Below are 17991 nucleotides of genomic sequence, written 5' to 3' on the forward strand. Positions count from 1 at the left end.
ATAGAATGACGGCATCCAAGATTGGCATCATCGGAGCAATGGCCGAAGAGATCGAACGGCTGCATGAGCATGTCCGGGTAACGGACACGTTCACCAAAGCCGGTATTACGTACTACGAAGGCAAGCTTCATGGCAAAAATGTCATCTATTGCAAGTCGGGCGTCGGCAAGGTAAATGCAGCCGTCTGTACGCAGCTGCTGCTGGATGCCGGAGCAAGTCATGTTTTGTTTACCGGAGTTGCGGGCGCGTTGGATCCAAGACTTGACATTGGCGATATCGTTGTGTCGAGCTCTTGCATCCAGCATGATATGGATTGCTCGCCGCTGGGTTACCAACTAGGCGAGATTCCGTACCACCCGAACTCGGTGTTTCGGGCTGATCCCGGACTGATCGAGCTAGCTGCAAGCGCGAGCGAGAGACTTTTCCCGGGCCGCTGCCTGACGGGAGTCGTATTGTCCGGCGACCAGTTCATTGCAAGCAAAGAGAAGGTAGAGGAGCTGCATCAGTCTCTTAAGGGAGCATGTGCAGAGATGGAAGGCGCCTCTGTCGCGCAGGTATGCGAGATGAACGGCATTCCATTTGTCGTCATCCGCTCCATGTCGGATAAAGCTGACGGCTCGGCGCATGCCAATTTTGCTGACTTTACAGTGCAGGCCTCGAACCACTCTTATCGCATAATTGACGATATCCTGCAGCGTATATAACAATAAAAAGAGCAATCAGCGGCCCATAAGGCTTCGCCTGGTTGCTCTTTGTTGTTAAGTATGCCGGGTTGAGGTAAAGCGGACTTTTGGAACAACCTTAAAGATCCTGCATGACGATGCCTTGCGTAATGCGATTGCTCTCCACGATCTGTGCGCGCCTCGGGACGGGAGGGATGTCGTCCGCGCCATCCAGCCATGCCGTCGGCAGGGGGGCGGGGCTCTGGTCCTTCCAGCGGGCTATCCAGCTCTGAGGCAGCGGAGGGCTGTCGGGGCCGCGAAATTGGCTAGCCAGAGGGTGGTCGTTCATTTCCAGCCAGATCATGGACCAGGCGCGTGGGACAACTCTCCATATGTCATATCCGCCGCCGCCGAGCGCGACCCACTTGCCGCCTGTGTACGTATGCGCCAGCTCATGTATAATGGCCGGAATTTCGCGATAGATATTCATGCTGCAGTGAATATGAGAGAGTGGATCGTACGCATGCGCGTCGCAGCCATGCTGGCTCACGATGATATCCGGCTTAAAGGTTGCAATGACCTTGCGAAGCGTATTGTTGAAGCTCTCCAGCCAGGATTCGTCTTCCGTAAACGGTTCCAACGGCATATTAAAGCAAGTCCCGAAGCCGCTGTCCGCTCCTTTCTCGGCTGCATATCCCGTACCTGGGAATAGATATTTGCCTGTTTCGTGTATGGAGTAGGTGCACACATGGGGATCAGCGTAGAACACCCACTGGACGCCGTCGCCGTGATGAACGTCGGTATCGATATACAAGACTCTTGCTCCATAACGTTCACGGATGTACTCTATGGCGATTGCCGCGTCGTTATAGACGCAGAAGCCCGAAGCTTTGTCCGGGAACGCGTGATGAAGACCGCCGGCCAGATGAAAGGCGTGCAGCGTCCGGCCGCTCATAACGGCGTCTGCGGCCGCTACTGAGCCGGCCACGATCGCGGAAGCCGCTTCGTGCATGCCGGAGAAAAAAGGCGTATCCTCCGTCATTAGACCATACTGCTCGGCGGTTACCGCCCGACTGCGAGGGTCGGCTTCATTGTTTAGCGCTTTGACAGCGTTTACGTAGTCTGGCCGATGAACCAGCTGCAGTAATTCGTCGTTGCAGACGATGCCAGGGGCGAGCAGCTCGTCATCCGTTAAGGCGCCGGCTTCTTTAAGCAGGTCGATCGTCAACGTCTGGCGTATGGGGTCGAAGGGGTGGTCCTCATTAAATTTGTAACGGGATGAATCGGAATGATGGATGAAGATAGCGTTGGATACCATTTTCGAAAGCCATTCCTTTCTCGCGGAGAATGTCGTTACTTTCAATACATATACCGATTACGGAAACGGACACGGTCGAATTGTTCGATGGATGATAACGGAACTTCCTTGCCGATCCGCACCATAAGGCAATTGGCGGGATGCGAGCAGATCTCGGGATCGTCCGTCGCGTACCAGATCATACCGGCGGACTTCATCAATCGTTCCATCATATTACGATAATCCCATACGTTGAGCTTGGTGCCTTCAAGGTCCCAGTGCCAATAATATTCCGTCGTAAATACGATCATGTTCTCCAGCTGCTCCTCGGCGAAAGCCAGGGCGATCAGGCGTTTGCCGATTCCATATGCGCGATAGTCATTCGCAACCTCGATTGCGCCAAGCTCGACGAGGTCGGTCATGCCACCCTCCGACCATCTCTCTAATTCATCGGGATAATGGAAGGTTACATATCCAACAATCAAGTCATCCTCGCGGGCGATGATGATGCGCCCTTCCGCAAGGCCAGCAATTTCAACCAGCGCTTCATGCTGCTCCGCTGGTCGGCGGAAGGCATCCAGCTTTGCATGCATCTTGTAATCCGCGAGCCTGGAAGGAGGGACAGGACCTTCTAGGATGAGCTCCCGGCTATCGTTTATCGGGATTGTCTCAGTCTGGAGCCGTTTGCGATGTTCCAAGTGATCAACACCTTTCTTTCGGGAAAGTTACTATTGTGATCGCTTTTTTCTTTATTTTGATTGCTTTATACTACTCTTTATAACAAACAATCAAGAAAATGAAAAGCGTAGTCGAATAGAATAGACTTATGGTATAATAGGAAAAGTGTTATGTAAGCGCCTTCCTATGATGGCGATTTCCAGATTTGATGGGAGAGTGATAGTATGAGCAACCTACATCAAGAGCGCATACCCGCAACGGCAACAAACCCCAACCTCAAAAATTACGAAGAAGCGGCCGCTTCCTTCTCGTGGGATCAGATCGAACGCACGTTCAGCTGGACCGAGAACGGCAAGGTCAATATGGCATACGAAGCGATCGAGCGCCATATCGAGAACGGTAAAGGGGACAAGATTGCCCTTCATTACAGCGACAATGAAAGGGATGAAACATACACGTTCCGTCAGCTTAGCGAGCAATCGAATCGCTTCACGAACGTTCTTCGCGGTCTCGGAATCGGCAAAGGCGAACGTGTCTTCATCTTCATGCCCCGCACGCCGGAGCTGTACTTCAGCGTTCTAGGCGTCTTAAAGATCGGCGCCGTCGTCGGTCCGTTGTTCGAGGCGTTTATGGAGACGGCCGTCAAGGATCGTCTGCAAGACAGCGAAGCGGTCGCAATCGTGACCACGCCTGCTCTGCTGCATCGCATTAAGAGAGACGAATTGCCCGCGTTAAAACATATTATCGTCTTCGGCAACGATGTTCCGGAAGAGGAAGGCATCGTGAACTTCAAGAGTGAGATGGCCGCCGCTTCCGATAAAGCCGAGATCGAGTGGCTGGACCGTGAAGACGGACTTATCCTCCATTATACATCAGGTTCTACTGGTAAGCCAAAGGGTGTGTTCCATGTCCAGAACGCCATGGTTCAGCACAAGTATACCGGACAGATCGTTCTGGATCTGAAGGAAGACGACGTATACTGGTGCACGGCCGATCCGGGCTGGGTCACAGGCACATCTTACGGCATTTTCGGGCCATGGCTTAACGGAGCTACCAACGTCATTCGCGGCGGCCGCTTTAGCCCCGCAGACTGGTACAACGTCATTCAGAAGTACGGCGTCACGGTTTGGTACAGCGCGCCTACCGCGTTCCGCATGTTGATGGGAGCAGGGGACGACCTGTCCAAGCAGTATGACCTGTCGAGCCTGCGACATGTGCTGAGCGTCGGAGAGCCGCTTAATCCAGAGGTTGTACGTTGGGGGATGAAGGTTTACGGACAGCGTATTCACGATACCTGGTGGATGACGGAAACTGGCGGACAGCTCATCTGCAATTATCCGAGCATGGATATTAAGCCGGGCTCCATGGGCAAGCCGCTCCCAGGCATTCGCGCTGCGATCATTGACGACAACGGCAACGAAGTGCCTCCTTACCGGATGGGCAATCTGGCTATTGGGACGCCTTGGCCTGCCATGATGCGCAAGGTATGGAACAATCCTTCCAAGTACGAGGAATATTTCCGCTTGAAGGGGTGGTATGTGTCCGGTGACTCTGCATATATGGATGAGGATGGTTACTTCTGGTTCCAGGGCCGTATCGATGACGTTATCAATACAGCCGGCGAACGCGTAGGACCGTTCGAGGTAGAAAGCAAGCTCGTCGAGCATCCTGCCGTAGCGGAAGCGGGCGTCATCGGCAAGCCGGACATGGTGCGCGGCGAGATTATTAAGGCGTTCATTGCGCTTCGCGAAGGCTACGAGCCGACTGAGGAGCTTAAAAAGGAGATTTCCCAATTCGTCAAGGTCGGCTTGTCGGCACATGCCGCTCCTCGCGAGATCGAATTTAAGGATAAGCTGCCAAAGACGCGCAGCGGCAAGATTATGCGGCGCGTGCTGAAGGCGTGGGAGCTTAACCTGCCGACAGGAGATCTGTCCACAATCGAAGATTAAGTTTCGGACAAGGCGAAACGGCTACGCCGTCCTTTGGCGGCGGGGCGCGTTTCGTTCCGAGAATTATAGAGAAAGTATGATGAAATCATATACTTTCCTTTAATTCATAAAAAGGGTTATTCCGAGGTTCACAACCTCGGAATAACCCTTCTTTCTGTTTTGATCAGATTCGGCGTCAGCCCACGATCTTTATCTTCGAGGAAGGTGACGAATGACCTGCCGCATTTTCCGCTACGATGTAATAGGTGCCTGTCGCAAACGGCGAGACATGCTCGTAATTCGTTTGCGAGGTCGAGCCCAGCAGCATGTAATTGTCATCATTGCCGGAGCTGTAATAGATATGATAGGTAGTGACTTGATCAGACACCGGGTTCGCAGCCCAGCTCACGACTACGCTTAGAGCAGAGCTTTCGGCCTGCAAGCCTGTAGGAGCGGAAGGCGCAGCTCCCGTTTCCGAACCGCCGTTACCCTCGTTGCCGCCTTCATTGCCGTCGCCAGGCAGTCCTGGGATGGAAGGGATTTCTGGTAAGCCAGGCACCACGCCGTTCGACATAATCGCGCTCGGAGCCGATTCCTTGCCGACAACGTCGACCGCCACAACATAATAGGTTGTGCTATCTGTCGCGGAAGCCGTAAAGGATGAAGAATACTCATCTCCGAACAGCAGCGAGCTGCCGAACTTCTCGTAAGCCCCCGCATTCGTAGAGCGGTAGATTCGATAACCGACCACATCCGCCGACGGGCTGTCCTTGAACGTAATCGTCAGCGAGCCATTGCCGCCTTGAGCCATCTTTACGTCGACCGGCGGAGCAGGGGCTGCGCCATCATCACTGCGCGGGTCCGTCTTGGACGGAGCGTCGTTGCCCGCATCAGCCGGGATGTAGATTTCCATAGGACGTCTGCTGCTGGCTGGCAGCTTCGCTTGCGCTGCTTGAATTTCATCCATCAGTTCGTCCAACGGCTTTTTGCGCTTAATGACGACCTTTTCCTTGAGCATATCGTCCGGCGTAAGCTCGTTAGGCACGTAGTTGATGCCTTTGTACGTAATCAGCTTCATACTGACGAGGGCGTCGTCCTTCTTCTTAGGCAAAAATTCCTTGTTGAACCAGTCCGTGACGGACATGCCGGCCGAACTCGTCAGCGAGCTTGGCAGAAGACCGCTTGCCGATGATACGGTAGCCTTGACGATGCCATCCGGCTTCGGGAATTCTTCTGTATTAAACAGGCCGGGCTTCTGTTCCGACACCTCGTTCATAATTAGTGTCCAGATCGAACGTGCCCGTGTTCGTCCGTTGTTGGACAGGGAATTGACCTGCTCCTCATAGCCGGCCCAAACGCCTAGCGTAACATCAGGAGAGAAGCCCATAAACCATACATCGCCGTAGCTTTGCGTAGATCCTGTTTTGCCTGCGATCGGAATCTTGCCATATTGTTTGAATTGCTTCGAGATAGCGTTGCCTGAGCCCGACGGGCTGGAAATAACCGTCTTCAACATGTCGGTCATCAGGAAGGCCGTCTGCTCCGAAAATACTTGCTTAGGCTGAGCTTTATGCTCGTAGACGATCTTGCCGTTCGCGTCCGTAATTTTTTCGATCATGTATGCGTCGTTGAATACGCCTTGATTCGGGATGGCGCCGTAAGCGTTGGTCATCTCTTCTACCGAGACGCCGAGCCGCAGTCCGCCGATAACGCCGGTCTGGGAATACGCATCCTCAGGCTGCAGCGTGGTGATGCCGAGCTCCCGGACGAACTCCCAAGCCTTTTCGATCGTTACTTCTTCGTTGAAAATTTTCAGTGCCGGCAAGTTCATGGAGCGGTTTAGCGCGTCGCGCGCCGTTACGAGTCCCGTGAACTTCCGATTGACGTTCATCGGGATATGATAACCCTTCTGTCCGTCGCTGAGCACGAGCGGGGCATCGTCGATGATGCTCGCCGGCTGGATGATGCCGGAATCGATGGCGGGCAGATAGGCAGCCAGCGTCTTCATCGTGGAGCCCGGCTGGCGGATCATCTGCGTCGCGAAGTTCATCTGCTCCTCGTAGAAGTCGCGGCCTTCCAGCATACCGATAATGGCGCCGGTCTTATGATCCAGCATGATTGCGGCAGTCTGCTCCAGACCCTTCTTCTCGCTGTAAGGCGTGAAGTTTTCTTCGTTGCTGCCGATCTTGCGCATGATGTCGTACACTTGCTTGTCGATCGTGGTGTAGACATGATATCCGCCACGAAGCAACTGTTCCCTTGCCTGTTCGATCAGCTCCGCGTTTTCCTTGCCGCGAAGGGCTTCCTTCGTCAAGGATGGGTCCTCCTGCATGAGCAGGGCTTCGGCCGCCTGACGCTCCGCCTCCAGCATGAGGTAGGGGTAAGTCGTATAGGCTTTCTCGCTTGGCGGAGCAATTGAGGCCCTTGTATCGAATTTAATCGCTTCATCGTATTCCGCCTGCGTAATTCTTCCCGTTTCCAGCATTCGCGACAATACGAGCTGCTGGCGCTTTACTGCGCGTTCGAAGCCGGCTTCATTAAATTTGCCCGTCCCCGTGAAAGCATTGTACAAGGATGGGAGCTGCGGCAAGCCAGCCAGATAAGCCGACTGGGCAATATTGAGCTTTTTGAGATCGCTGATTCCGAATATGCCCTTGGCAGCGGCTTGAATGCCGAATACCTGATAACCGTTGGAGCCGTTGCCGAACGGCATCTTGTTCAAGTAGGCAGCCAATATTTCTTTTTTCGTTAAGTACCGTTCCATCCTGAGCGACAAAAATATTTCTTTGATTTTGCGGCTGTCCGTTTTGTCCAGGTTGAGAAACACCCGTCTGGCGAGCTGCTGGGTCAGCGTACTGCCGCCCGTCTGCGTATCTTCATTAAACAGCTTCTGCTTGACGGCGCGGCCGAGACCGTTGACGCTCACGCCTTTATGTTCGAAGAACTCATTATCCTCCGTTGCCAGCAGAGCGTTGATGACGCTTTGCGGGATGTCGTCGTACTCCACAACGATCCGGTCTTCGTCTGTCCGAAGCTGGCCGACCAGCGAGTCGTCGTTGAAGTAGACATAGCCCGTCATCGAATATTCGCCGACCTTGTCCTGAATGACGGATTGCGGCCGAACTTCCTCGTCTTTGACGAGAGCGGCGACATAACCCGTTACGGCTCCTCCTGCGAGCAGGCCGAAGAAGATGCCGAAGTAAATAATCCATTTCACTGTGATAAATGATACTAGTCCGAACATTCGCCATTTGCCGTAGGGCTTCCGCGATGGCTTTGTATCCTCTTGCATGCTTATAACTCCTCCTCCAAAATAGCATTACCATTATAGCACAAAACGATATTCGGTTCATGTATTCGGCCGTTCAGCAGGGCTGTGCCGTACAGTTCGTTACGGATTGGCGGCAAGAAAAAAAGAATCTTATCTTATTGTTAAACGCATGACGAGGCGGAAAAGTTTTGTATAATAAGTAAAGGGGGAGAGTTTTCATGTCATTAAATGAAAAAAGCCTGAAAAAAAGTGAAGTTTGTCGAATTTTTTTAGCAACTTTTGTAGCAGGTCGGCCGTATTAATTACGGTAAAGATTACAGGTTCTGGAGACCATGGGATGGAGGTGGAAGATGGAAACGTTATTTTTATCCTGTTTGGCGCTAGGCATCCTGTTCGCGATTGTCAGCGTCATATTCGGAGACTGGCTCAGCCAAGCCATGGAAGGAGCGCTAGACTTCTTGTCGCTGGAAGGTCCCGCCTTCCTGAGCCCGATGACTTTGTTTGGTGGCATTACGGCTTTCGGAGGAGCCGGACTTATGCTGACCCGCTACACGTCGCTAGGCGAATGGATCGTCGTGCTGCTCGCCGTCCTGATTGCCATCGCTCTTGGAGCGGCGGTGTTCTTCCTGTACGTAAGGCCCATGGAGAATAGCGAGAACTCCATTGCGTTCACGCTCCAATCCCTGGCCGGCACGCTCGGCGAGGTAACGATTCCGATCCCCGCGACGGGTTATGGCGAAGTGATGATACGGGCCGGAGCGGGCGTAACGAACCAAATCGCAGCCAGCTTCGATCAGCAGCCCATATCCGGCTCGGCGAAAGTCGTCGTCGTGGAAGTGAAGGATAGTGTGTTATACGTCTCCGAAGTGAATCTGAGCATCTAAACGAAACAGTCGTAAGTGTACTTTATTATGAGAGGAGTCATGCTGTACATGAATTTGCCAGAATATTTGATCATTCCCCTTATCGTTGTAGGTGTGCTTGTCGTATTGGGTCTTGCCTTTTGGGCGAGGTACAAGACGGTGAGTCCGGACGAGGCGATGCTCGTTACGGGATCGTTCCTTGGATCCCGCAACTCGCTCGTGGACGAATCGGGCCGCAAGGTAAAAATCATTCGGGGCGGGGGCGCCTTCATCCTGCCGGTATTTCAGAAGGCCGAGTACTTGTCGCTCTTGTCCCACAAGCTGGACGTATCTACGCCGGAAGTGTATACGGAGCAAGGCGTTCCCGTCATGGCCGATGGCGTGGCGATCATCAAGATCGGCGGCGCGATGGAAGACGTGGCGACTGCCGCGGAGCAGTTCCTTGGCAAGCCGACAGAAGGTTTAAAAAGCGAAGCACAAGAAGTGCTCGAAGGTCATCTGCGCGCGATTCTCGGTTCAATGACGGTAGAAGAAGTGTACCGTAACCGCGATAAGTTCGCGCAAGAGGTACAGGGCGTGGCAGCGAAGGATTTGAAGAAGATGGGTTTGCAGATCGTTTCGTTTACAATCAAGGATCTGCGCGACAAACACGGTTATTTGGATGCTCTCGGCAAGCCGCGTATCGCAGCCGTCAAGCGCGATGCCGACATCGCCGAAGCCGAAGCTATACGGGATGCGAGAATACAGAAGGCGCATGCAGCGGAGGCCGGACAGAAGGCGGAGTTGCTGCGTGATACCAACATCGCGGAAGCCGAGAAGGATAAAGAGATGAAGGTAGCCTCCTTCAAGCGCGATCAGGATACGGCAAAGGCGGAAGCCGACCAGGCTTACTCTATTCAAGAAGCGCGCGCGAAGCAAAGCGTGGTCGAGGAGCAAATGAAGGTAGAGCTCGTCCGCAAGGAGCGCGAAATCGACCTCGAAGGCAAAGAGATTCTGCGTCGCGAGAAACAATATGACGCCGAGGTTAAGAAGAAGGCGGACGCCGATCGTTACGCCGTCGAACAAGCGGCGGAAGCAGACAAGGCCAAGCGGATTCGCGAAGCCGATGCGCTGCAATACCGGATTGAAGCGGAAGCGAAGGCGCAAGCGGCTCAGAAACGTTTGGAAGGTCTTGCGGTGGCGGAAGCGGAGAAAGCCAAAGGTACGGCGGAGGCGGAGGTTATCCGGCTGCGCGGTCTCGCTGAAGCCGAGGCGAAGGAAAAGCTGGCGGAAGCGTTCGCGAAGTTCGGAGAAGCGGCCGTCCTGGATATTATCGTCAAAATGCTGCCAGAGCTCGCTGGCAAGGTTGCCGAGCCGATCAGCTCGATCGATAAGCTGACCGTAGTCGATACGGGCAACGGAGAAGGAGCGGCACGACTAAGCAATTACGTAACCTCGTTGATGTCGACAGCGCCTGAGATGCTAAAAAGCGTATCAGGCATCGACGTGAATCAGCTGATCCAGGGGCTGACTTCGAAGGCGATCGCTCCGTCTGCGCCTGCTGCATCAAATCCAGTGGAGGAGGCTATAGCGAAAATCAAGCCGGCTATCGCTCCCACAGCAATGGAAGTACCAAAAACAGACAAATCGTAGAGGGATCGTATCTTAGCGGATGTGCCTTTGGACAACTATTAAAAAAAGCCTTGAACCCGGCCGGGTTCAAGGCTTTTTCTTCGTAAATAATGTTCTTCAGGCGATTAACGGCTGTAGAATTCGACGATTTGTTTCTCATCGATTTCTTGCGAAAGCTCGGCGCGGTCAGGAAGACGCACGTATTTGCCTTCTACAGCTTGCTCGCTGAATTCCAGGTAGTTCGGGAGGTGATGACGACCTTCCAGAGCTTCCTTGATGGATTTCAGGCCGCGGCTGCGCTCGCGAAGTCCGATAACGTCGCCAACTGCCACTGTGTAGGAAGCGATGTCGACTTTTTTGCCGTTAACGGTAACGTGACCGTGGGCAACAAGCTGACGAGCGCCCGCACGGGAGTTCGCGAATGCCAGACGGTATACCAGGTTGTCCAGGCGGCTTTCCAGCAACGCCATGAAGTTTTCGCCGGCGATACCTTTCATCTTGGCAGCTTTGTCGAACAAGTTGCGGAATTGCTTCTCGTTCATGCCGTACATGTGGCGAAGCTTTTGTTTCTCTTGCAATTGAACGCCGTAGCCGCTAAGCTTTTTGCGTTGGTTAGGGCCGTGCTGTCCCGGAGGGAAAGGGCGTTTCAAGTCTTTGCCAGTACCGCTAAGGGAAATGCCAAGGCGGCGGCTAAGTTTAAATTTAGGTCCTGTATAACGTGCCATGTCTCGTATTAACTCCTTCAACAAAGTAAATTTTGAGAATGGGGTTGTGTTTCGCGGAATAACGTTCGGGTGGACAAGTCAATTCTCGTCCCTGATGACACTTCAGCCGCTGGCCATGCAGCGAACCTTATTCCTGAGGGTGACACAAAACCGTACGCCCATGTATTCAACAATAAATATTATATGATTTATAGCGGAAAAGTCAAGGAGGATTGTGCGAATAGCAGAATCGTCTTCGTATTTCAAAACCCTATAGCTCCATAAAAGGTGGCTAAAGTCCTATAAAATATGGAAAGACTAGTGCAAAAATCATAAAAATAAAGTATGATGTTGATAGAATTAGCAATCTCATCGCCCTGTTACAACTGAGGAAGGGTAAGGTGCTGCATGGTCAATGACCGAAAGGAACGCCATTCCATCTGGTTAGCCAATGAAGATATTCATGATGCGGACGAGCCTTATCTTCCTGCCTTGTTAGAGGAAGCATTTCTCGAATGGAGCGCGGAGGCATCGGGCATGACGGCATTCCGAAGCGGTCAATACGGAATATACGGCAAAGATGCGAAGTGCCACGGCTCGGCAGGCGCGAGTGAAAGTTCAACCTTAGCGGGAATCGGAACCGAGGAAATTGTACAAACCGCCGTAAGGTCCGTTCTGGACAACCTTGCGTTCTATAGTACGGAGTATGGGGAGTGGTTCGTTGCGGGAACCCCGATCTTCCGTCGCCATTGCGATAAATTGTTCGCTATTCTTGTGTACGTCGCTCCTGCGGGTACGCAAATGGGAGAAGGGGAACTTGGCGCGCAAGCCCTGCATTACCGGGGATGCTTCTACCGCGTATTCGAGCGGGTGTATGTAAAGGATCTTCTGCTCACGCAGGAAAGAAGCAGCCAAGAATCGAGCCGGAGAGACGAGCTCTTTCAGGCTGCCAAGCGGTTGTACGACCAGATCGACGTCACATCCGTCCTAAACGAGATGCTCCGCAGCCTGGAGACGTTATATCCGCAATCGGAAGTATATCTCTATCTGTCCCAGGATTATGTGGAGGGCGACCCCCGCATACGTCCGCTTGTCTTTAAAAATACGGCTCATGATATAGTGGCCAAGGCTTTCCTGGACGGTAATCCGGCAAAGGAGAAGGATCGCGACGGCAATACCCGCGTGGCAATCCCGTTATCCGGCAAGCAAGCTGCGTATGGCGTTTTGTGTATTACTATTAGTGCGGGGAAAAGGAGCGACGAGCTCGATCTCCCCGCGTTCCTGCTTATTGCCGACACGGCAGGCTCGGCCTTCGAGAACGCGAAGTTGTACGAGCAGTCCAATCTGCTGATCAATGAGCTCCGTCTTATTAACGATATGACCAAGCGTCTCAATCAGTCGCTTAAGCTGAGGGAGATTTTCCAGTTCGCGACGACGGAGCTGCTTACGATCTTTGATGCCGATTATTGCTGCGTGCTCCAGCTTAATCCCAAGAAAGACGTGTTCGAGGTGAAATCAAGCAACATACCCTCGATGGCCAGCGAGACGTTCTCGCCGGAGTACGGTTTCTGCGGAATGATCTATCGAACGAAGGAGCCTCTTATTATATCCGATTATTGGAATACTAGAGTCGTATCCTCCAGGCTGATGGACAATACGGGCTCGCGCTCCCTGATCGCTGCGCCGATCTTTGGCGACGGAGAAGTAATTGGCGTTATTCTCGTGACCCATAAGCAACAAAATTTCTTCTCCTATGAGAACTATAAGTTGCTGCAGGTCATGAGCACCCATATCGGATTAGCGGTGACAAACGCGTCGCTGCATGCCGAGGTGCGAAGAATGGTGATCACCGACAATTTGACGGGGCTGCATGCGAGGCACTACCTGGACGAGCAGATTCAGCGCCGTCAACGCAAGGATCCGTTCGGTTCGCTAATCCTCGTCGATATTGATCTCTTCAAGCGTGTAAACGATACGTACGGCCATCAAGTAGGGGATCGGATTCTCATCCAGGTAAGCCGTATTATTGCGGGGGCGATTCGCCAGGACGATATCGCTGCCAGGTGGGGCGGGGAGGAACTTGCCATCTATCTGCCCGGTGTTCGCACGGAGCAGGCGCTGCGAGTCGCAGAACGTATCCGAAAGCAAGTCGCCGAAGAAACGGAGCCTTCCGTAACGGTGTCCTGCGGCGTCTCGGAGTGGACCTTTGACCAGGAGAAGGTAAGCGTAGAATCCTTGTTCTATAGAGCGGACATGGCCCTGTACGAAGCCAAGAACAAAGGCAGGAACTGTATCATAGTCGGCAGTTCGACATAAATAGAATTGTAATCCGACGGGCGCCTCTTGCGAGGCGCTTTTCTTTGTACCATAGGATTGTTCAGTTCTTCGAATTAACGCATAACATAGGGCTTATGTTGGGAGGATAGAAGCAGAAGCGCGATATTAGGGAGGGAATGGATTTGTGTATGAAGTCGGTGCGAATGAGAGCGTTCGCCGCGTTACTGTTGACGCTGACAATGTCGGTGGCTGCTGCCGGCTGCGCAGCTGATGCGGATCATAGATCGCCGGAGGAGTGGCTGTCGATGGCCTATTCTGGTCTGGCCGCCATGGATCAATACCATTTCACGGGAGCGATCAGCATGGGGATGAACGAGGAGCTGATGTTCAAGCCGCAGATGTTCGAAGGCAAAGTTACCCGCCATAAGCAGCTAACGATTCAATCCGATGAGCAGGACCCCGTAAGCTGGAATCCGGTGGATGTACTTGGCAAGCTTAATGATGCCAATGCGGGCGTAACGATTATCCATGAGGGCGTGACGGAGACGGAGTCCGGAGCAATCAAGACGTTGACGATTCGGGTCGAAGAGAAATCGGACGTTACGACGGCTCGCTGGGACAGCTTGCTTCGGCAGCAATTCGACGATATCGCGGGCGTTTCCGGAGTGGACACATTAATTGCTTTAAACGTATCCGAGAAGCGGGATACCATCCTTGCGCAGTCCAAGAAGGAGCTGGAGGAAATGTTGTCACGGCTTCATGCGACTTCTCGGTACGATATCGTCATCGACAAGCAGCGCCTGCTTCCCATCAAGATGGAGGAATTAACAAGCTTCGAATACGAACGCGGCGGTACGCCGATTAAGGAGTCCCGGCATACGTCTGTCCGATTCGAGAAGTTCGAGGGCTCCGCCGAAGACTCTGTGCAATGAAGCAGGAATCATGATAGGATGAAGATGGATGCCCGGGGAATCATAGGCAGGCCTTGGGCCGAACACCATCAGAAGGAGTGACACGCATATGAGAGATCCAAGATTGCAGAAGCTGGCCCAGAACCTGGTCCAGTATTCGCTGAACATACAGCCAGGGGAAAACGTCTTGATCGATATGATAGGCGGCGAAAAGGAATTGACCAAATGTTTGATCGAGGAGGTCGCCAAGCGCGGCGGGAGACCGTTCGTAGAATACAGCGACCGATCCATTTTGCGAACGATGCTGATTCATGCGTCGGAGGAGCAACTTCGGCTTTGGGCAGAGCTTGATCTGGAACGTATGAAAAATATGCAGGCGTACATTGGGATTCGATCCGGCGACAATGCAAATGACTTGTCCGACGTGCCGGACGATAAAATGAAGCTGTATGACCGAATCTATCGGAATCCCGTACATATGGAACAACGCGTAAAGAAAACCAAGTGGGTCGTTCTAAGGTACCCGAACCCCTCCATGGCACAGCTTGCGAAAATGAGCACGGAGTCGTTCGAGGATTTTTACTTTGACGTATGCAATCTGGATTATTCCCGCATGGAGAAGGCGATGGACCCGTTGCAGGCGTTGATGAACCGGACGGACCGCGTGCGAATCGTAGCCCCGGGCACGGATCTCCGCTTCTCCATCAAGGACATCGGTTCCAAAAAATGCTGCGGCCATCGCAACATCCCCGACGGCGAAGTGTTCTCCGCGCCGGTGCGGGATTCCGTAAACGGCACGATTGCCTACAATTCGCCTAGCGAATATTCCGGCACCTCGTTCCAGAACGTGACGCTGACGTTCGAAAATGGGCGGATTGTCAAGGCGGAGAGCAACGATACGGCACGCTTGAACGAAATACTGGATAGCGACGAAGGAGCGCGCTACGTCGGCGAATTCGCGATCGGCTTCAACCCTTACATTCTGCATCCCATGAACGATATTCTGTTTGACGAGAAAATCGCTGGCAGTCTGCACTTTACGCCGGGTCAGGCGTACGAAGAGACGGACAACGGCAACCGCTCCTCCATTCACTGGGACCTCGTGCTCATCCAACGTCCGGAATATGGCGGCGGCGAAATTTATTTTGACGACGTGCTGATCCGCAAGGACGGATTGTTCGTTCTGCCGGAATTGGAAGGATTGAACCCGGATCGCTTGAAATAATTGCTAATGAAGCGTTTTTTTCACCAGCCCCCTTGATGGATACCACGATTCAGAGTATCATGGTGACAAAGGAAAGCATTACTAATTCAACTGGAGGGAACGCCCATGTCCAATAACGCAGCAATTGTAGAAATCTCCCAAACAGCCAGCCAATTTACTTCATCGATCGTATTGCAAGCCGAGAGCAAATATATCGACGTAAAGAGTATCCTGGGTCTGTTCACGACTTTGGTCGGCGGTCATTCCTACGAGCTTCATGTACACGGACCGGACGCGGAAGAGGCTAAAAAAGCAATGGCAGCCGTGTTCGCGAAACACAATCTTAACGTTAATGTCATTTCGGATTAATCATTAGCACGGGCGTGACCAGCGCTTCTTCCGTATGGGGGAGGCGCTTTTTCTGTTTTATCCTTGTTTATTCCGATGATTTCGTCTAATATAAAAGGTATATATGCTGGAGGCAAGAGTCACAGGGGGGAGAAACATGTCCGCACCGGAAGTTGCTGATAAGTTGCAGGAGAGAGCGTTGCGCCTTCTACAGGAAGATGCAAGTAAGATAGAGAAGTTGATTGAGGTGCAGATGGAGAACCTGACAACTCGTCAGTGCCCTCTGTACGAGGAAGTGCTCGATACGCAGATGTATGGATTCTCGCGCGAGGTCGACTTTGCCACGCGTGCCGGTCTCATAACGGAGCAAACGGGCAAGGAGATCGTCAGCAGGTTGGAGCGCAATCTCGCTGTGTTATATGAAGCGCTTGATCGGAAGGGCAGCCTTTAGAGGGCTGCTTTTTTCATGCCAATATACCGATTAGCTCGGAGAGGTATATTTACCATTTGTCAGTGATACTGCTCCTTGCTTCATTACGCCCATTCCTTTACAATACATGATATATGGTAAATTTGAGGAGTGATAGACATGACCGAGGATCTTCAAACAGGCATTATCCGAATTTCTGACGACGTTGTAGCGACTATAGCAGGACTTGCAGCTCTTGAAACTCCAGGCATTGCCGCCATGTCGGGCGGGATCTCCGAAGGGCTGGCAAAGCGTCTCAGCGGCAAGAATGCGCAGAGAGGCGTATCGGTCGAGGTTGGGCAGCTCGAAGCGGCCATCGACCTGCGAATTATCGTTCATTATGGCATTCCGATTCAGGAAGTGTGCCGTCAGCTTCAATTAAACGTGCGAGAATCCGTCGAAAATATGACCGGCTTGCAAGTGGTAGAGGTAAATGTGAAAGTGGAGGGCGTTGCCTTCAAGGAAGAAGAACCGGAAGAGATTCAGCAACGGTTGAAATAAGCGATTTTATATACATGAAGAAGGCACTTTCCCTGTTATCCGGGCAAGTGCCTTTTTGGTTGTGCGCGCAGCGCCTCAGTGCGGCCTGATTAACCTCGTCGATTGTTTCTCTGTCTTCTCCGGCAAACGATTGGACTCGCGGGAGATGCTGAGCAGAACGCCCATGCTCATGAGACTGACGAGGAGCGAAGATCCGCCGGAGCTTATAAACGGCAGCGTGACGCCGGTTATCGGAATGGTTCCGGTTACGCCGCCAATATTGATAAATGCCTGGATCGCGAAGAGGCCGACGATGCCTGCGCCTACGACGGTGCCGTACAAATCCGGGCAACGAAGCGCGACGAGCAGTCCCCTCCACAAAAACACCAGGAAAAACAATAAAAATAATGCACTGCCGATAAATCCAAATTCTTCGGCAATAACGGCAAAAATAAAATCGTTATAAGCGTAATCCAAATAGTGCAGCTTCTGCACGCTTCCCCCGAATCCGGCGCCCGTCAGACCGCCATGTCCAAGTGCTTGCAAAGCGGAGATCAATTGGAACGCGCCATCCTGCGCGTTGCCCATGGGATCCATAAATGCCGTAAAACGGTTGACCCGATATTGCCATGGCGCGGGATTGATCGCCATCGACACGCTTACCATCAACGTGATGGCGACAGCGGCGACCGAGCCGGCGAGCAGCACTTGCTTTAGATTGGCGCCGCCTGTCAGTATCATAATCGTTGCGCACGCGGCCAGTACCATACTGGAGCCTAAATCCGGCTGGAGCATAATAAGACCGCAGAAGAAGCAAATGATGAGAATGACAGGCAATAAGCCGCGTTTGAATTCCCGAAACTTCTCTTCCTTCTTCGTGATCAGGGATCCGAGATAAAGGATAAGCGTCAGCTTGGCAAATTCCGTCGGCTGCAGCCCGATCGGGCCAATGTGAAACCAACTGCGGGCACCATTCACTTCCTCGCTGACGAACGGTACGAGCAGCAGCATCAGCAGGACCGGGATCAGAAGCAAAACGAACCCGCGTTTAAAAAACTGATAACGCAGGTTCATAATGAAAAACATCATAAATATGCCAAATATGGCGAAGACAAGCTGCCGCTTGGTGAAGTATAGGGCATCATTGTCGAATTTCGGCGATAATACCGCGATTCCGGAGCTGGCGCTGAACACCATCACAAGTCCAAAGCCTACGAGCATCAGTGTCATGATGAGCAGCAGAAAGTCCGGTCTGCCTCTGCTACCGTTCCCTGTCGCCTTCATGCCG

Annotated in this window: 15 protein-coding genes; 10 read left to right on the top strand and 5 right to left on the bottom strand. The window is 52.7% G+C overall.

Going from position 1 to position 17991, the window contains the following annotated elements; translation table 11 throughout:
- Positions 1-5: 5 nt before the first annotated feature.
- A complete protein-coding gene (locus tag B1748_RS10005; RefSeq protein ID WP_087567747.1) occupies positions 6-704 on the top strand; it encodes a 5'-methylthioadenosine/adenosylhomocysteine nucleosidase in 699 nt (232 codons plus the stop codon).
- Between the two features lie 97 nt (positions 705-801).
- Here B1748_RS10005 and B1748_RS10010 read toward each other — a convergent pair whose 3' ends face one another.
- Positions 802-1980, bottom strand: coding sequence for an acetoin utilization protein AcuC (locus B1748_RS10010; RefSeq protein ID WP_087567748.1), 1179 nt, complete (start codon positions 1978-1980; stop codon positions 802-804).
- 41 nt (positions 1981-2021) lie between these two features.
- Complete coding sequence (locus B1748_RS10015; protein ID WP_087567749.1) at positions 2022-2657, bottom strand: GNAT family N-acetyltransferase; 636 nt, start codon at positions 2655-2657, stop codon at positions 2022-2024.
- 204 nt (positions 2658-2861) lie between these two features.
- On the opposite strand from B1748_RS10015, the gene acsA reads away from it, so the two are divergent.
- Positions 2862-4586: an acetate--CoA ligase gene (acsA, locus tag B1748_RS10020; protein ID WP_087567750.1), complete on the top strand. Its 1725-nt coding sequence runs from the start codon at positions 2862-2864 to the stop codon at positions 4584-4586.
- Between the two features lie 175 nt (positions 4587-4761).
- On the opposite strand, the gene B1748_RS10025 is transcribed toward acsA, so the two are convergent.
- On the bottom strand, positions 4762-7857 hold the full coding sequence (locus tag B1748_RS10025; RefSeq protein WP_087567751.1) for a transglycosylase domain-containing protein: 3096 nt from the start codon (positions 7855-7857) through the stop codon (positions 4762-4764).
- A gap of 329 nt (positions 7858-8186) precedes the next feature.
- On the opposite strand from B1748_RS10025, the gene B1748_RS10030 reads away from it, so the two are divergent.
- Both B1748_RS10030 and B1748_RS10035 read left to right on the top strand, forming a co-directional pair.
- Positions 8187-8720, top strand: a complete 534-nt coding sequence (locus B1748_RS10030; RefSeq protein ID WP_087567752.1) for an NfeD family membrane protein — start codon at positions 8187-8189, stop codon at positions 8718-8720.
- 48 nt (positions 8721-8768) lie between these two features.
- Positions 8769-10331 carry a flotillin lipid rafts scaffold protein FloT gene (locus B1748_RS10035; RefSeq protein ID WP_256975603.1) on the top strand — a complete coding sequence of 521 codons (1563 nt, stop codon included), beginning with the start codon at positions 8769-8771 and terminating at the stop codon, positions 10329-10331.
- A gap of 104 nt (positions 10332-10435) precedes the next feature.
- On the opposite strand, the gene rpsD is transcribed toward B1748_RS10035, so the two are convergent.
- Positions 10436-11035: a 30S ribosomal protein S4 gene (gene rpsD / locus B1748_RS10040; RefSeq protein ID WP_087567753.1), complete on the bottom strand. Its 600-nt coding sequence runs from the start codon at positions 11033-11035 to the stop codon at positions 10436-10438.
- 387 nt (positions 11036-11422) lie between these two features.
- Between rpsD and B1748_RS10045 the strand changes: the two genes are divergently transcribed.
- From B1748_RS10045 to B1748_RS10070, 6 genes are all read left to right on the top strand, one after another.
- A complete protein-coding gene (locus B1748_RS10045; protein ID WP_087567754.1) occupies positions 11423-13330 on the top strand; it encodes a sensor domain-containing diguanylate cyclase in 1908 nt (635 codons plus the stop codon).
- A gap of 149 nt (positions 13331-13479) precedes the next feature.
- Positions 13480-14223: a hypothetical protein gene (locus B1748_RS10050; protein WP_087567755.1), complete on the top strand. Its 744-nt coding sequence runs from the start codon at positions 13480-13482 to the stop codon at positions 14221-14223.
- An 88-nt stretch (positions 14224-14311) separates the two neighbouring features.
- Entirely contained in the window at positions 14312-15427 is a 1116-nt protein-coding gene (locus B1748_RS10055) for an aminopeptidase (RefSeq protein WP_087567756.1), read from the top strand.
- 105 nt (positions 15428-15532) lie between these two features.
- Positions 15533-15775: an HPr family phosphocarrier protein gene (locus B1748_RS10060; RefSeq protein WP_087567757.1), complete on the top strand. Its 243-nt coding sequence runs from the start codon at positions 15533-15535 to the stop codon at positions 15773-15775.
- 136 nt (positions 15776-15911) lie between these two features.
- Positions 15912-16205, top strand: a complete 294-nt coding sequence (locus B1748_RS10065; protein WP_087567758.1) for an Fpa/YlaN family protein — start codon at positions 15912-15914, stop codon at positions 16203-16205.
- A gap of 138 nt (positions 16206-16343) precedes the next feature.
- Complete coding sequence (locus B1748_RS10070; RefSeq protein WP_087567759.1) at positions 16344-16724, top strand: Asp23/Gls24 family envelope stress response protein; 381 nt, start codon at positions 16344-16346, stop codon at positions 16722-16724.
- 75 nt (positions 16725-16799) lie between these two features.
- Here the strand turns inward: B1748_RS10070 and ftsW are convergent, their stop codons facing one another.
- Positions 16800-17987 carry a putative lipid II flippase FtsW gene (ftsW, locus tag B1748_RS10075; RefSeq protein ID WP_087567760.1) on the bottom strand — a complete coding sequence of 396 codons (1188 nt, stop codon included), beginning with the start codon at positions 17985-17987 and terminating at the stop codon, positions 16800-16802.
- Positions 17988-17991: the final 4 nt, after the last annotated feature.

Source organism: Paenibacillus sp. MY03, from assembly GCF_002165585.1.
GTDB lineage: Bacteria > Bacillota > Bacilli > Paenibacillales > Paenibacillaceae > Pristimantibacillus > Pristimantibacillus agaridevorans.

Excerpts from the sequence above, each read along its gene's own strand:
- B1748_RS10005 (WP_087567747.1), top strand. The coding sequence starts at position 6 with ATGACGGCATCCAAGATTGGCATCATCGGAGCAATGGCCGAAGAGATC.
- B1748_RS10010 (WP_087567748.1), bottom strand. The coding sequence starts at position 1,980 with ATGGTATCCAACGCTATCTTCATCCATCATTCCGATTCATCCCGTTAC.
- acsA (WP_087567750.1), top strand. The coding sequence starts at position 2,862 with ATGAGCAACCTACATCAAGAGCGCATACCCGCAACGGCAACAAACCCC.
- B1748_RS10025 (WP_087567751.1), bottom strand. The coding sequence starts at position 7,857 with ATGCAAGAGGATACAAAGCCATCGCGGAAGCCCTACGGCAAATGGCGA.
- B1748_RS10030 (WP_087567752.1), top strand. The coding sequence starts at position 8,187 with ATGGAAACGTTATTTTTATCCTGTTTGGCGCTAGGCATCCTGTTCGCG.
- B1748_RS10035 (WP_256975603.1), top strand. The coding sequence starts at position 8,769 with ATGAATTTGCCAGAATATTTGATCATTCCCCTTATCGTTGTAGGTGTG.
- rpsD (WP_087567753.1), bottom strand. The coding sequence starts at position 11,035 with ATGGCACGTTATACAGGACCTAAATTTAAACTTAGCCGCCGCCTTGGC.
- B1748_RS10045 (WP_087567754.1), top strand. The coding sequence starts at position 11,423 with ATGGTCAATGACCGAAAGGAACGCCATTCCATCTGGTTAGCCAATGAA.
- B1748_RS10050 (WP_087567755.1), top strand. The coding sequence starts at position 13,480 with ATGAAGTCGGTGCGAATGAGAGCGTTCGCCGCGTTACTGTTGACGCTG.
- B1748_RS10055 (WP_087567756.1), top strand. The coding sequence starts at position 14,312 with ATGAGAGATCCAAGATTGCAGAAGCTGGCCCAGAACCTGGTCCAGTAT.
- B1748_RS10060 (WP_087567757.1), top strand. The coding sequence starts at position 15,533 with ATGTCCAATAACGCAGCAATTGTAGAAATCTCCCAAACAGCCAGCCAA.
- B1748_RS10065 (WP_087567758.1), top strand. The coding sequence starts at position 15,912 with ATGTCCGCACCGGAAGTTGCTGATAAGTTGCAGGAGAGAGCGTTGCGC.
- B1748_RS10070 (WP_087567759.1), top strand. The coding sequence starts at position 16,344 with ATGACCGAGGATCTTCAAACAGGCATTATCCGAATTTCTGACGACGTT.
- ftsW (WP_087567760.1), bottom strand. The coding sequence starts at position 17,987 with ATGAAGGCGACAGGGAACGGTAGCAGAGGCAGACCGGACTTTCTGCTG.